Annotated in this window: 13 protein-coding genes; 10 read left to right on the top strand and 3 right to left on the bottom strand. The window is 60.1% G+C overall.

Translation table 11 applies throughout. The annotated features are described in order from the left end of the window. The first annotated feature begins 344 nt into the window (after positions 1-344). From CHH27_RS16480 to CHH27_RS16435, 10 genes are all read left to right on the top strand, one after another. Entirely contained in the window at positions 345-2,330 is a 1,986-nt protein-coding gene (locus CHH27_RS16480) for a long-chain fatty acid--CoA ligase (RefSeq protein WP_094072550.1), read from the top strand. After that, complete coding sequence (locus tag CHH27_RS16475; protein ID WP_094072549.1) at positions 2,327-3,154, top strand: ABC transporter ATP-binding protein; 828 nt, start codon at positions 2,327-2,329, stop codon at positions 3,152-3,154. The genes CHH27_RS16480 and CHH27_RS16475 overlap by 4 nt, the downstream gene beginning before the upstream one ends. Before the next feature lie 15 nt (positions 3,155-3,169). Beyond that, positions 3,170-4,123, top strand: coding sequence for a branched-chain amino acid ABC transporter permease (locus CHH27_RS16470; RefSeq protein ID WP_094072548.1), 954 nt, complete (start codon positions 3,170-3,172; stop codon positions 4,121-4,123). Between the two features lie 17 nt (positions 4,124-4,140). Continuing rightward, positions 4,141-5,217: a branched-chain amino acid ABC transporter permease gene (locus CHH27_RS16465; RefSeq protein ID WP_094072547.1), complete on the top strand. Its 1,077-nt coding sequence runs from the start codon at positions 4,141-4,143 to the stop codon at positions 5,215-5,217. Positions 5,218-5,325: 108 nt separating this feature from the next. Then, on the top strand, positions 5,326-6,657 hold the full coding sequence (locus CHH27_RS16460) for an ABC transporter substrate-binding protein (RefSeq protein ID WP_094072546.1): 1,332 nt from the start codon (positions 5,326-5,328) through the stop codon (positions 6,655-6,657). A 58-nt stretch (positions 6,658-6,715) separates the two neighbouring features. Then, positions 6,716-7,570: an ABC transporter ATP-binding protein gene (locus CHH27_RS16455; protein ID WP_094072545.1), complete on the top strand. Its 855-nt coding sequence runs from the start codon at positions 6,716-6,718 to the stop codon at positions 7,568-7,570. 39 nt (positions 7,571-7,609) lie between these two features. Next, on the top strand, positions 7,610-8,848 hold the full coding sequence (locus CHH27_RS16450) for a phenylacetate--CoA ligase family protein (protein ID WP_094072544.1): 1,239 nt from the start codon (positions 7,610-7,612) through the stop codon (positions 8,846-8,848). Positions 8,849-9,081: 233 nt separating this feature from the next. After that, positions 9,082-10,161, top strand: a complete 1,080-nt coding sequence (gene hemH / locus CHH27_RS16445; RefSeq protein ID WP_094074812.1) for a ferrochelatase — start codon at positions 9,082-9,084, stop codon at positions 10,159-10,161. A gap of 203 nt (positions 10,162-10,364) precedes the next feature. After that, positions 10,365-11,354, top strand: a complete 990-nt coding sequence (locus CHH27_RS16440; RefSeq protein WP_094072543.1) for an SPFH domain-containing protein — start codon at positions 10,365-10,367, stop codon at positions 11,352-11,354. Next, positions 11,351-11,806, top strand: coding sequence for an NfeD family protein (locus CHH27_RS16435; protein ID WP_094072542.1), 456 nt, complete (start codon positions 11,351-11,353; stop codon positions 11,804-11,806). Before CHH27_RS16440 ends, CHH27_RS16435 begins: the two co-directional genes overlap by 4 nt. Before the next feature lie 26 nt (positions 11,807-11,832). Here the strand turns inward: CHH27_RS16435 and CHH27_RS16430 are convergent, their stop codons facing one another. The 3 genes from CHH27_RS16430 to CHH27_RS16420 form a co-directional block, all read right to left on the bottom strand. Further along, positions 11,833-12,687: a flagellar motor protein MotB gene (locus CHH27_RS16430; protein ID WP_094072541.1), complete on the bottom strand. Its 855-nt coding sequence runs from the start codon at positions 12,685-12,687 to the stop codon at positions 11,833-11,835. A 23-nt stretch (positions 12,688-12,710) separates the two neighbouring features. Next, on the bottom strand, positions 12,711-13,478 hold the full coding sequence (locus CHH27_RS16425) for a motility protein A (protein ID WP_094072540.1): 768 nt from the start codon (positions 13,476-13,478) through the stop codon (positions 12,711-12,713). Between the two features lie 160 nt (positions 13,479-13,638). Further along, on the bottom strand, positions 13,639-14,652 hold the full coding sequence (locus CHH27_RS16420; protein ID WP_094072539.1) for an SIS domain-containing protein: 1,014 nt from the start codon (positions 14,650-14,652) through the stop codon (positions 13,639-13,641). Positions 14,653-14,682 lie beyond the last annotated feature (30 nt).

The raw sequence follows: 14,682 nt of genomic DNA, 5'->3' as shown, positions 1-14,682 counted from the left end.
CTGAACGGGCCGGGATCATGCCTTCTCAAGTTAACTTGAGGTCAAGAGGCTTTTCTGGCCCAAATACCAGGCGCCAGAGACCTGTTCTCATTCAGGTTTTCCGTCGCGGGCGCGCGCATGCCGAGAAAGCCATTTCGCACTCGCAGCGCGATTGAAACATTTCGACATGATTGAAACATATTGCTGCAAACGCCCGGTCCTAGCGTGAAGATAACGGGTTGGGACACGCTGCCGGTCTGCCTTTCACAATTTACCGGTTGAAGGTTGGCGCGGCAGAGAGTTTCATACCCATCAGGGAACGATCCCGGACAACCGGGGCGCCTTCTAAAGGGAAGAAACAGTTCATGGTAGGGTCGGCCAGCGCGTCATCGCGCGGGGAGGACACCTTTCCGAAAATCCTTCTGCAAAACGCGAAGGTTTTCGGTGACCGGACCGCGTTCCGGGAAAAGGATTTCGGGATCTGGCAAAGCTGGACCTGGTCCGAGGTGTTGGAAGAGCTCCGCGCATTTTCCATCGGATTGAAGTCTCTGGGGCTGAAGCCTGGAGACAAGATTGCCATTGTCGGCTCGAACCGGCCACGGCTCTACTGGTCGATGGTCGCCGCCCAGGCGATCGGGGCCGTACCCGTGCCGGTCTACGCGGACAGCGTGGCGGAGGAAATGGCCTATGTCCTGGGGCATGCCGAAGTCACCTTTGCGGTCGTTGAAGACCAGGAGCAGGTCGACAAGCTGCTGTCCATGTCCGAGGACGTGCCGTCGCTGCGGCATGTGATCTATGACGAGGCGCGCGGCCTCAGGGATTACGACCACACCCAGCTGCATGATTACGCCTCCGTTCAGGAAATCGGCCGTGACTTGTTGAAAAAGACAGCGTCGGCAGCCGATGACTGGGCCTCGGGCTTTTCCGGTGGCAAGGGCTCCGACATTGCCGTCATGCTTTATACGTCCGGCACGACGGGCCGACCGAAAGGCGTGATGCTGTCCTTCGACAACCTGGTCATTTCGGCCCGGAATGCCAACGTCTTCGACAATCTGAACGAGACCGAGGAAGTGCTCGCCTACCTGCCGATGGCCTGGATCGGCGACCACGTCTTCTCGCTCGCGCAGTCCTTCACCGCAGGCTATTGCGTCAATTGTCCGGAAAGCATGGATACGATCGATGTGGACCGGCGCGAGATCGCGCCGACCTACTTCTTTGCACCGCCCCGGGTCTTTGAAAACATGCTGACCATGATCATGGTGCGCATGGAAGATGCCGGCAAAACCAAACGCAAGATGTTCGACTTCTTCATGGGCGTTGCGCGCAAGGTCGGTGAGAAGATCCTGAATGGCGAGGAGGTCGCCTTCAAGGACCGCATGCTCTACGGGCTTGGCGAGGTCTTTGTCTATGGACCGCTGAAAAACCGGATGGGCCTGACCCGCATGAAGGTCGGCTACACGGCCGGTGAGGCCATCGGTCCGGAAATCTTCCAGTTCTACCGCTCACTCGGGCTGAACCTGAAGCAGCTCTACGGTCAGACCGAAGCCAGCGTGTACATCACCCTGCAGCCGGACGGCGAGATCTTCGGTGACACGGTCGGAAAGCCCGCTCCGGATGTCGAGCTGAAAATCGCCGACAGCGGCGAGGTGATGTATCGCTCTCCCGGCGTCTTCGTCGGCTATTTCAAGAATGACGAGGCGACCGCCAGTACAAAGACGCAGGATGGCTGGGTGCATACCGGGGATGCGGGCATCATTGCCGAAAACGGCCACCTGAAGATCATCGACCGCGCCAAGGATGTCGGCAAGCTGAACGATGGGGCGCTGTTTGCGCCTAAATACATCGAGAACAAGCTCAAGTTCTTCCCGAACATCAAGGAGGCCGTCGCCTTCGGTCACGAGAAGGACATGGTGGCGGTGTTCATCAACATCGATCTGACCGCCGTCGGATCCTGGGCGGAGCGCAACAACGTCAACTACGCGTCCTACCAGGAACTGGCTGCCAATCCGGATGTCTACGGCATGATCGAAAGCCATGTGGACCAGGTCAACCGGGACCTGTCGCAGGAGCCGATGATGGCAGGCGCACAGATCAAGCGCTTCCTGATCCTGCACAAGGAACTGGACGCCGATGACGGGGAGCTGACCCGGACACAGAAAGTCCGCCGCAGTTTCATCGCCGAGCGCTATGCGCCGCTGATCGAGGCGCTTTACGACGGCTCGACGTCCAAACATGTGCGCACGGAGGTCACGTTCGAGGACGGCCGCAAGGGCGCGATCGAGGCCACTGTCGAGATCCGCGACATGACCGCTCATGACGCTGCCAAGGGCATGCAGGAGGCCGCCGAATGAACGCCATCGTACAGGAAAACGCGATGTCCCCGGAGCCGGCCACCAAACCTGCCAAGCGTGAGGTTCTGCTCCAGGTCGACAATGTCTCGCTGTCCTTTGGCGGCGTGAAGGCGATCACAGACATTTCCTTCGATATCCAGAAGGGCGAGATCCGGGCGATCATCGGTCCGAACGGGGCCGGCAAGACCTCGATGCTGAATGTCATCAACGGCTTTTATCATCCGCAGGAAGGCACGATCACCTGGCAGGGCAAGGTCCGCCGCAAGATGAAACCCTACGAGGCGGCCAGCAACGGCATTGCCCGGACCTTCCAGAACGTGGCGCTGTTCAAGGGCATGACGACGCTCGACAACATCATGTCGGGCCGGTCGCTGAAGATGCACAGGAACTTCTTCTGGCAGCTTCTGTGGCGCGGTCCGGCCGAACAGGAAGAGATCGAACATCGGCGCAAGGTCGAGGACATCATCGATTTCCTGGAAATCCAGGCCATCCGCAAGACGCCGGTCGGCCGTCTTCCCTACGGCCTGCAGAAGCGGGTCGAGCTTGGCCGCGCGCTTGCGATGGAGCCTGATCTGCTTCTGCTCGACGAGCCGATGGCCGGCATGAACCTGGAAGAAAAGGAAGACATGAGCCGGTTCATCCTGGACGTGAACCAGGAGTTCGGCACGACGATCGCCCTCATTGAACATGACATGGGTGTCGTCATGGATCTTTCCGACCGCGTGGTCGTGCTCGACTACGGCAAGAAGATCGCGGATGGCCCGCCGGAAGAGGTGCAGGCCAATCAGAACGTGATCGACGCATATCTCGGCGTGAGCCACTAGGGGGACGAACGGACCATGCTCTACGACATTTTCATCGACCCCTTCGTGCAGATGTATTCCATGCCGGATTTCTTCCTGCAGGTTCTGTGGGAAGGCTTTGTCGCCGGAATTCTCTATGCCCTGATCGCGCTCGGCTTCGTGCTGATTTTCAAGGCATCGGGTGTCTTCAACTTCGCCCAGGGCATCATGGTGGTGTTTGCCGGCCTGACCCTGGTCGGGCTCCATGAAAACGGGGTGCCCGCCTATATCGCATTGGCCCTGACCATCGGCGCCATGGGCATTCTCGCCTATGGCGTGGAACGGGTCGTGATGCGGCCGCTGGTCAACCAGCCTGACATCATCCTCCTGATGGCCACCATCGGCCTGACCTACTTCCTGATCGGCTTCGGCGAATTCGTCTTTGGCGGCGAGCCGAAACAGATGATCACGGAAGAACTCGGCCTGCCGACAGGTTCGACCGCTTTCGAATTCGGTGACCGCGGTCTGGTGATCCTGCAGCATATCGACATTGCGGCGGCCGTGATTGCGGTGATCATGGTGGCGGCGCTTGGCATCTTCTTCAACAAGACACGGATCGGCCGGGCCCTGCGGGCGGTGGCGGATGACCACCAGGCGGCCCTGTCCGTCGGTATCTCCCTCAACCAGATCTGGGCGATTGTCTGGTTCGCGGCCGGTCTGGTGGCGCTGGCAACCGGCATCATGTGGGGCGCGCGCTCCGACGTCTCCTTCGCGCTGGAAATCGTAGCCTTCAAGGCCTTGCCGGTGCTGATCCTCGGTGGCTTCACCTCCATTCCAGGGGCGATTGTCGGCGGGCTGATCATCGGCTTTGGCGAAAAAATCGGCGAGCTCTACTGGGGCGGTCTTGTCGGCGGCGGCATTGAATCGTGGCTGGCCTACATCATTGCCCTGATTTTCCTACTGTTCCGGCCGCAAGGTCTCTTCGGCGAACGCATCATCGAGCGGATTTAAGGGAGAGGCTCAAGCACATGTTCTATCGCGAAGCTGGCCAATTCAAGACAAGCTACAAGGCGGATCAGGCGCTTATGCCGATCCTCCAGGACCGGCTCGGTCTGGCCGTCATCCTTGCTGTCGCATTCGTCGTCATTCCGCTCCTTGCCAATGACTTCTTCCTGACCTCGATCATGATCCCGTTCCTGGTGTTCGCGCTGGCCGCGATCGGCCTGAACATCCTGACCGGTTTCTGCGGACAGCTCTCTCTCGGGACCGGGGCGTTCATGGGGGTGGGAGCCTATGCGGCCTACAAGCTCACCACCATCTTTCCGGATGCCAACGTCATCCTGATGGTGCTGCTGTCGGGCGTGTTCTCTGCTGCCATCGGTGCGGTGTTCGGCCTGCCGAGCCTGCGCATCAAGGGGCTCTACCTGGCAGTGACCACACTGGCGGCCCAGTTCTTCCTGGAATGGTGTTTCATCCGTATTCCGTGGCTCTACAACAACAACGCGTCGGGCGCGATCGAAGTACCGCATCGTGAAGCGTTTGGTGTTGTCGTCTCGGGCGCGGAAGCCACACCGATCGTGCGCTACTTCATCGTCCTGTGCATCACGGTCGGCATCGCCTTCCTGATCGCCAACGTGCTGCGCGGACGGATCGGCCGGTCGTGGATGATGATCCGCGACATGGACATTGCCGCGGAGCTGATGGGCATTCGCCCGCTGCAGACCAAGCTGATGGCCTTTGCCGTATCGTCCTATATCTGCGGTGTTGCCGGTGCGATGATGGTGTTCTTCTGGCTGAACGCGGCGGAGCCGTCGTCCTATTCGATCGCGCTGTCGTTCCAGATCCTGTTCATGGTGATCCTGGGCGGTCTCGGCAGTCTTGCCGGAGCCTTCATGGGCGCGGCCTTCATCTGGATCCTGCCGGTGTTCCTGAAGTTCATTCCGGGCATGCTCGGCTTCGATATCGCGGCAGAAACCGTCGAGCATGTCACGTTCATGATTGTCGGTGCGCTCATCATCTTCTTCCTGATCGTGGAGCCGCACGGCTTTGCCCGGCTCTGGCAGATCGGGAAACAGAAGCTCAGGGTCTGGCCGTTCCCCTACTAGGGGGCTGCCAGCCTTTTCGCCGCCATCCGGATTTGGACCTGTCCGGTGAGGAATGGCGTAACTGGTCCGGCGGTTTCGGGTGGTCCGTGGCCGCATGGGAGGAGAAACATGAAAAGCATCAAGCAACTTGCGCTGGGAACCGCCGTTGCCGTCGGTGTCGGCCTGTCCGGCGCCATGACAACGCCGGTCCAGGCAGAAGACAGCAACTACGTGCCGCTGCTGACCTACCGCACCGGACCGTTCGCAGCCTCCGGCATCCACATTGCCAACGGCATGCATGATTACCTGAAAATGCTCAACGAGCGCGACGGCGGCATCGGTGGCGTCAAGCTGGAACTGGAAGAGTGTGAAACCGGCTACAACGCCCAGAAAGGCGTCGAGTGCTACGAAGCCACCAAGGGCAAGGGCGCGCTGGTCTATAACCCGTATTCCACCGGCATCACGCTGCAGCTGATCCCGAAAGCCGGCGTTGACAAGATCCCGGTCCTGTCGATGGGCTACGGCCTGTCCGCCGCGGCCGATGGCTCGGTCTTTCCGTGGGTCTTCAACGTGCCGGACACCTACTGGGACGGTGCATCCGTGGTCATCAAGTATATTGGTGAGCAGGAAGGCGGCCTCGACAAGCTGAGCGGCAAGAAAATCGGCTACATCTTCCTGGATGCCGGCTATGGCCGCGAGCCGATCCCGCTGCTGGAGCAGCTGGCCGAGAAATACGGCTTTGAACTGCTGCAGTACCCGGTTGGCGTCAAGGAAATGCAGAACCAGTCCTCACAGTGGCTGAACGTGCGCCGTGACCGCCCGGATTACATGGTCATGTGGGGCTGGGGCGCGATGAACCCGACCGCCATCAAGGAAGCCGTCAAGATCCGCTTCCCGATGGACAAGTTCATCGGCGTCTGGTGGTCCGCAGGCGATGATGATGCAGCCGCCGGCGGCGAAGGTGCCAAGGGCTACAAGGCCATGAACTTCTCCGGTGTCGGTTCCGACTTCCCGGCGCTCGACGACATCAAGAAACATGTCGTTGACGCAGGCCTCAGCTCGACCGATGCGGAGACCATTGGCGGCACGCTCTACAATCGCGGCGTTTTGAACTCCGTGATCATCGCAGAAGGCATCCGCACTGCTCAGGAGCTGACCGGCAAGAAGGTCATCACCGGTGAGGACATGCGCATGGGCCTGGAAGCCCTCGATCTGGATGAGGCCCGTCTGGCCGAACTCGGTCTGAAAGGCTTTGCCCACCCGATGAAGGTCACCTGTGAAGACCATGCCGGCAGCCATCCGGTGTTCATCCAGGAGTGGGACGGCAAACAGTGGCGTCAGGCGTCCGGCTGGATCGAGCCGATGACCGACCTGGTCCGCCCGATGCTGGAAAAGGCCGCAGCTGAATACGCTGAAAAGAACGCGCCGTGGCCGGCACGCACCGAACCCTGCCCGAACTAAGAAGGCAGTCCGCTCCGCCGTGCCTCATGCACGGCGGAGCTTCCAAGGAGAGTAGGGAATGGCACTTTTGGATGTAGAACAGCCCGGATCGGACAACGCCGCGGATACGGCGGAGACGATCCTGTCGGTCAACAATATCGAGGTCATCTACGACCACGTGATCCTGGTGCTGAAGGGCGTGTCCTTGACGGTGCCCAAGGGCGGTATCGTCGCCCTGCTTGGTGCCAATGGCGCCGGCAAGACGACCACGCTGAAGGCAGTGTCCAACCTTCTCGGCGCCGAGCGCGGGGAAGTGACCAAGGGCAAGATCCTGTTTGACGATGAAGAGGTCCAGGCCCTGTCGCCGAACGATCTGGTGCGCCGCGGCTGCATCCAGGTGATGGAAGGCCGGCACTGTTTCGGGCACCTGTCGATCGAGGAGAACCTGCTGACCGGGGCCTATACCCGCAAGGACGGGCATGCCGCGATCAAGGCGGACCTGGAGATGGTCTATACCTATTTTCCGCGCCTGCGCGAGCGGCGTAACAGCCAGGCGGGCTATACGTCGGGTGGTGAACAGCAGATGTGCGCGATCGGACGCGCCCTGATGAGCCGGCCCAAGATGATCCTTCTGGACGAACCCAGCATGGGTCTTGCACCGCAGCTGGTGGAAGAGATTTTCGAAATCGTGCGCAAGCTCAACCAGAATGAGGGCGTGTCCTTCCTCCTGGCGGAGCAGAACACCAACGTGGCGCTGAAATACGCCACCTATGGCTACATCCTGGAATCCGGGCGCATCGTGCTCGATGGCGACGCCAAGGCGCTGCGTGAAAACGAGGATGTGAAGGAATTCTACCTGGGCGTAGGTGGCGAAGGCCGCCGGTCGTTCCGGAACGTCAAACACTACAAACGAAGGAAGCGCTGGCTGGCCTGACGGGATCGGAACCCGAGGCTGAAACAAGCGGAGACGACCATGAGCGATACTCAGTTTGACGCGCGCGAGCGGCAGGATCCCGCTCAGCGCGAACAGGATCTCTTTGCCAAGTTGCCCGAGCTGCTTGCGCATGCCACCTCCAAGGCACCGGGCTGGGCGGACCATCTCGACGGCCAGGACCTGACCGCGGTGACCAGCCGCGAAACGCTGGCCGCTTTGCCGGTCTTGCGGAAAGCCGACCTTCTGGACAAACAAAAGGCAAACCCGCCCTTTGGCGGCTTTCTCGCCGGCGAGCTGTCCGGAGCGGCAAGGGTGTTCATGTCGCCGGGACCGATCTGGGAACCGCAGGCGCCGGGCCTTGACCCCTGGAACGGAGCGCGCAGTCTCTTTGCGGCCGGTTTCCGCAAGGGCGATGTGGTGCTGAACGCGTTCTCGTACCATCTGACGCCCGGTGGTTTCATTCTCGACCAGGGTGCGATCGCACTCGGCTGCACCGTCTTCCCGGCTGGGGTCGGCAATACCGACACGCAGGTTGAGGCGATTGAAGTGCTCAAGCCGACCGGTTTTGTCGGCACGCCGGACTACCTGAAGGTCCTCCTGGACCGCGGCCGGGAACAGGGGAAGGATGTTTCCTCCATCAAGACAGCCCTTGTTTCCGGCGGCGCTCTTTTTCCGTCGCTGCGGCAGGAATACGAAGACCAGGGCATCACGGTTGGCCAATGTTACGCGACGGCGGATCTGGGTGTCATTGCCTATGAAACCGAGGCGCGGGAGGGCATGGTCGTCAACGAGGACTACATTGTCGAGATCGTCCGGCCGGGAACCGGTGAACCGGTGGCCGAGGGCGAGGTCGGGGAGCTGGTGGTCACCAATTTCAACAGCCTTTATCCGCTGATCCGCTTTGCCACGGGAGACCTGTCCAAGATCGTGCCCGGGCAGTCGCCCTGCGGACGCACCAACATGCGGCTTGCCGGCTGGATGGGCCGGGCGGACCAGCGCACCAAGGTCAAGGGCATGTTTGTCGACCCCGCCCAGATCGCCCAGATTGTCGCGGCGCATCCAGAGGTCAACAAGGCGCGCCTCGCCGTTGTCCGGGACGGGGAGGCGGATGCGATGACGCTTACCGTTGAGACCGAGGCCATGGGCAATGGCCTGTCGGACCGGGTCGCGGAAACGCTGCGCGAAGTCACGCGCCTGAAGGGCGACGTTCTGCTTGTGGCTCCGGGCAATCTGCCGAATGACGGCAAGGTGATCGCCGACGAGCGGGACTACGGCTGAGCTACATCCCGGTCTTTGGTCTTTTCTCTCCGGGGTGAGACGCTGCCATTGTTCAACCTCTCCCTGAGGCGCGTGCGGACCCGCGCCTCGAGGAGAGGTTTTTTGTTTGGCATCGATGGCTTTCGTCATGATCCGGCGCCGTTGGGGTGCGTATGACAAATGCCGCATTGGCCTGTGAGAGCCTATGGCCTATGTAAGACGGCAGACCGTAATTCGTGGGAATGATCCAGCAAATGACCGTGCAACCGTCCGCCCCCCTGACAGCCGACCAGGAAACCGAGTTCAGAAAGATCGAACTGCCCTCCGATCACCCGTCCGTAAAGACCGGAAAGGTGGGCGTTCTCCTGGTCAATCTGGGAACGCCGGATGCGACGGACTACTGGCCGATGCGCCGCTATCTGCGCGAGTTCCTGTCCGACAAGCGGGTGATCGAGTGGCCGCGGGCGATCTGGTACCCGATCCTTTACGGCATTGTGCTGATGACCCGCCCGGGCAAATCCGGCAAGGCCTATGACGAGATCTGGAATCACGACAAGAACGAGTCGCCGCTCCGGACGATTACGCGCAGCCAGTCAGACAAACTCGCTGACATGCTTGGCGACAGTGACGGCCGGCTGACCGTTGACTGGGCGATGCGCTACGGCCAGCCGTCCATCCCGGACAAGCTTCAGGCCCTGAAGGACGAGGGCTGCGACCGGATCCTGGTCTTCCCGCTCTACCCGCAATATTCGGCAACAACCACGGCGACCGTGAACGACGTTGTCTGCAAGACCCTTCTGAAGATGCGCTGGCAGCCGGCGATCCGCACCGTGCCGCCCTATCATGACGACCCGGTCTATGTGACTGCCCTGGCGAAATCCGTCGAGCAGCATCTGGAGACGCTGGATTTCGAACCGGATGTGGTGCTGACTTCCTATCACGGCATTCCGCAGTCCTATTTCAAGCGCGGCGACCCCTATCACTGCCACTGCATGAAAACGACGCGCCTGATGCGCGACGTGCTCGGTTGGAGCAAGGACAAGCTGCGGGTCACGTTCCAGTCACGGTTCGGTCCGGAAGAATGGCTGCAGCCCTACACCGACAAGACCGTGGAGCAGCTGGCAAAGGATGGCGTCAGGAATGTCGCCGTGATGAACCCGGGTTTCGTGTCGGACTGCCTGGAAACGCTGGAAGAGATTGCCGGCGAAGTCGGCGAGATCTTCGAGGAAAACGGTGGTGAGAACTTCAGCCACATTCCCTGTCTGAATGACAGCGACCTCGGCATGGATGTCATCGCCCATGTTGTGCGTCGGGAACTTGGCGGCTGGATCTGACAGCCGCCCTTTCGGCAAAGCTCGTAAATTCTGACAGTAATCCCCATATAGTTGGTGTTGTGTTTGAAACGTGTCTGCATCTGGTCACAGATGCCGGCTAGCTATTTGCGCGGTCATTTACACTGCGGTCCAATTGCGCTGGAAGAAGGTCGCAATTCGGAGCATAGTGGCCGCACTATTCTATAGATTTAGGGGAGACGTTCATGCCTATCGCGGGATTGGATATTGTCCTGATCGGCCTTGTTGTGCTGGTCATTCTGATTTTTTTCGCCGGGGTGAAGACGGTTCCCCAAGGCTTCAACTACACAATCGAGCGCTTTGGCCGGTACCGCAAGACCCTGACACCGGGCCTGAATTTCATCATCCCGTTCATCGACCGCGTCGGCCACAAGCTGAACATGATGGAACAGGTGCTTGACGTGCCGACCCAGGAAGTCATCACGCGGGACAATGCCACCGTCAGTGCCGATGGTGTCACCTTCTATCAGGTGCTGGAAGCATCCCGGGCGGCCTATGAGGTGCTGGGTCTGCAAAACGCGATCCTAAACCTGACCATGACCAACATCCGCTCCGTCATGGGGTCCATGGATCTGGATGCGCTTTTGTCCAACCGTGACGAGATCAACGCCAAGATCCTGCGGGTTGTTGATGCCGCGGCAGAGCCCTGGGGCGTGAAGATCACCCGTATCGAGATCAAGGACATCAATCCTCCGCGGGATCTGGTCGATGCCATGGCGCGCCAGATGAAGGCAGAACGCGATAAGCGTGCCTCCATCCTGGAAGCGGAAGGCAAGCGGCAGTCGGAAATCCTGAAGGCCGAAGGCGAGAAACAGTCTTTGATCCTGGAAGCCGAAGGCCGGCGCGAATCGGCGTTCCGTGACGCCGAGGCCCGCGAGCGTGAAGCAGAGGCAGAAGCCAAGGCGACCCAGATGGTGAGTTCCGCAATTGCATCGGGCGACGTCCAGGCGATCAACTACTTCGTTGCCAACAAATATGTCGAGGCCTTCAAGGAACTGGCCACCTCGCGCAACCAGAAGACCCTTATCCTTCCCATGGAAGCCACGTCGCTCCTGGGGGCTCTGAGTGGTATCGGCGAGATCGCCAAGGAAGCCTTCAGCGACGACAAGGGCGGCAGCCGGACGTCGTCCCGCATCCCCAATACCGGGGCAAATGAGGGAGGTCCCGAGCGGTGAGCCTGATTGAAAGCACCATCGAAGCGCTTGGCCCCTGGAGCTGGTTTGTCCTTGGACTGATCCTGCTGGGCCTGGAGATCCTGGCGCCGGGCACGATTTTCCTGTGGTTCGGTCTGTCGGCCCTGGTGGTCGGTGTCGTGTCGCTGGTCTTCGATTTTGCCTGGCAGATTGATGTTGCGCTGTTTCTCGTGCTCTCGCTTGCAAGCTTGCTTGTCGGCCGGAGAATGATGCAGCGTCTCGCTTCTGAAAAGGGTGATCCGGGGCTCAATCAGCGCGGCAGCCGCTATATCGGTCGCGAGTTCACTCTGGCTGCCCCCTTGAACGAAGGCGCCGGGAACCTTTCCATCGACGACACGATCTGGCGGATCACCGGCCCGGACCTGCCGGCAGGCACGAAGGTGAAAGTGGACGCGATCGACGGCGCCCGGCTGGTCGTTTCGCGGGCCGAGTGAGGGCGGCCTAACGCCTTCCTGACAGATTAGGGTTTGTGGCCGAGCGGCAGCGGTGGTTCTTCCGCCTTCAGCAGAATGCCGACGCGCCGGTTGGCCGCAAGATACGGGTCGTTCGGGAAGAGCGGTTCCGTGTCCGCCTTGCCGACCACGGCATAGAACTGGTCGCCCGGCACGCCATATTCAGCCAGAATCTGCCGGGCGATGTTTGCCCTTTCGCTGGACAGGTCCCAGCCGGTGTAGTCCGGATTGGCGGACAGCTGACCAGCCGTCGTGTGGCCGGTGATTTCAACACGGTTCGGCATTTGCGCCAGCACCGGAGCCATCTTGGCTATCAGACGGCGCGTGGTCTCATAAGGATATTTTGACCCTTCCCGGAACATCGAGCGGCCATCCTGGTCGACCAGCATGATGTTGAGACCGTCTTCTGTCTCCTCCAGAATGATGTTGCTTGAAATCTCGGTGATTTCGGGCATTTCCTGCCAGGCTTGGCGGAGGGATGCTGCGGCGGTTGCGAACTGGCGCGGCTTTTCGATATCGGCCTCAAGCGTGTCGTGGGTATTGGCCTCCGGTCCCTGCTTGCGCCGCTTTTCGTGGCGCTCCTGGGAAAAGTCGGAATCCATCTCCTGTTCGACCTGGCTGATGTCCTTCATGTAGTCGCGAATCGGAATGCCCTCGACCTCGATGATGCCGGTCTTGCGGGAGGTGTCCTTGACGCCGAAGGCTTCGCGCATGGAGCCTGCAACGACCTGGAGCTTTTCCTTGTCCTGGATGGAAAAGGAAATGATCAGAACGAAGAAACACACCAGCAGCGACATCAGGTCGGCAAACGTCACCAGCCAGTCGGGTGCGCCTCCACCGCCTTGTTGTTTCTTTTTAGCCATACTCTGGTCCAGTTCGTTGGCTGTTACGCCGCTTCTTCCAGTTCAGCACGTGCCTTCTCAGGCAGGTAGGCAACCAGCATTTCCTTGATGAGAGCCGGGCTCTTGGATTCGCGAATCTGGCAGATGCCGTCGATAATCAGCGTCTGGTTGAGTTCGTCGACATCGAATTTTGCATCAAGCTTGTCCACCAGCGGCAGACACAGGATGTTGGATACAAGTGCGCCATAGAGGGTCGTCAGCAGGGCAACCGCCATGGAGGGGCCGATAGCGGCGGGATCATCCATGTTGGCCAGCATCTGCACCAGGCCGACCAGCGTCCCGATCATGCCGAAGGCCGGAGCCGAATCGCCGAGCGCCTTGAAGACGCGTCGCCCTTCAGACAGGCGCGACAATTGCAAGTCGCGCTCGCGTTCCATCGATTCCTTGATGAATTCAAGCTCGTAGCCGTCCGCGATATACTGAACACCCTTGGCCAGGATCGGGTCGGAGACGTCGACATTTTCCAGGCCCAGCGGGCCGGACTTGCGCACGATCTCACCCAGATTGGTGATCTCGTTGATCAGGTCGCGCGGGCTGGCGTTCTTGCCGGCCAGGGCCACCTTGAAGCCCGTAACGAAAGCGGCGGCGATGTCGGACAGTTGAAAACGGATCAGCGTGGCGGCCAGGCCGCCGCCGAACACGATCAGAATCGAGGGAATGTCAACGAACTGCGTGAAGCTGCCGCCGAGAAACACGGCGGTAACGACCACGCCAAATGCGCCGACAATTCCGATTAATGTCGCCAGATCCATTCTGTACACACACCAAGGTCTGTGGCTGTCGAGCCAAGTAAACTTTGGGGCAGTGTAAGAGGCTTATGGCTAATCAAATCCTAATGCCGAAGGATTTCAGCACCGGATCGTAACGAATTTCCGCCGGCGTGACGTGATTGTGATCGTGTTGTCCGCGTTTTCAGGCGGCGCCGATCCGCAGCAGGTCGTGCAGATGCACGATGCCAACGGGGCGTCCGTCTTCAACGACAAACACCGAGGTGATCGACAGGCTGTTGACCAGTTCCAGGATCGAAGCGGACAAGGTGTCGGTGGAAACGGTCTTGGGCGATTGGGTCATGATCTCGCCAGCCGTCTTCTCCAGGAGATTGGAAGAAACGTGCCGCCGCAAGTCACCATCCGTGATGATGCCTGTCAGTTGGCGCAATTCGTCCGTGACGCCAAGAACGCCGAAGCCTCGCTGGGTCATCAGCACGATGCCCTCGCTCATCGGCGTGCTGGCCGAGACAAGCGGCATGCGGTCACCGGAATGCATGATGTCCTTGGCAACCTTCAGGCTGGCACCCAACCGGCCGCCCGGATGGAAAATACGGAAGTCCTGTGCGGTAAAGCTGCGGCTTTCCAGGAGGGCGACGGCCAGAGCGTCGCCGATCGCGAGCTGAATCAATGCCGATGTTGTCGGCGCCAGTCCATGCGGACAGGCTTCCGTGACGCTCGGCAGTTTCATGACGATGTCCGACGCACGGCCGAGGGTGCTGTCCTCGCGTGACGTGATGGCGACGAGCGGGACCTTGAAGCGACGCGTGTAGCTGACAATTCCGGCCAGTTCCTGGGTTTCACCGGACCAGGAGAGGGCCAGGACCACGTCGTCTTCCGTGATCATGCCAAGATCGCCATGGCTGGCTTCGCTGGCGTGAACAAAGAAGGAGGGCGTGCCCGTGGACGCTAGGCTCGCGGCAATCTTGGTGCCGATGTGTCCGCTTTTGCCGATGCCGGTCACAATCACGCGGCCCGTGCTGTTCTGGATCAGCTCACAGGTCTGTTGAAATGGCGTTGCAAGGCCGTTTTTCAACGCTGTGCGCACTGCACTCAGGCCAGCAATCTCCGTTTCAAGGGTGCGTTCGGCAGACACGAGCGATTGGGAAGTCATGTCGAACTCTTCTTCGGAAGCGAGGTCGGACTGGAAGATTGCCATGATCTTAAAACTTTTTTGTTTTTGATGGAT

The organism is Labrenzia sp. VG12, assembly GCF_002237595.1.
In the GTDB taxonomy this organism is placed as follows: domain Bacteria; phylum Pseudomonadota; class Alphaproteobacteria; order Rhizobiales; family Stappiaceae; genus Roseibium.
The sequence above is the reverse complement of the archived record's forward strand: the minus strand, read 5'-3'. Positions and strand labels throughout refer to the sequence as shown.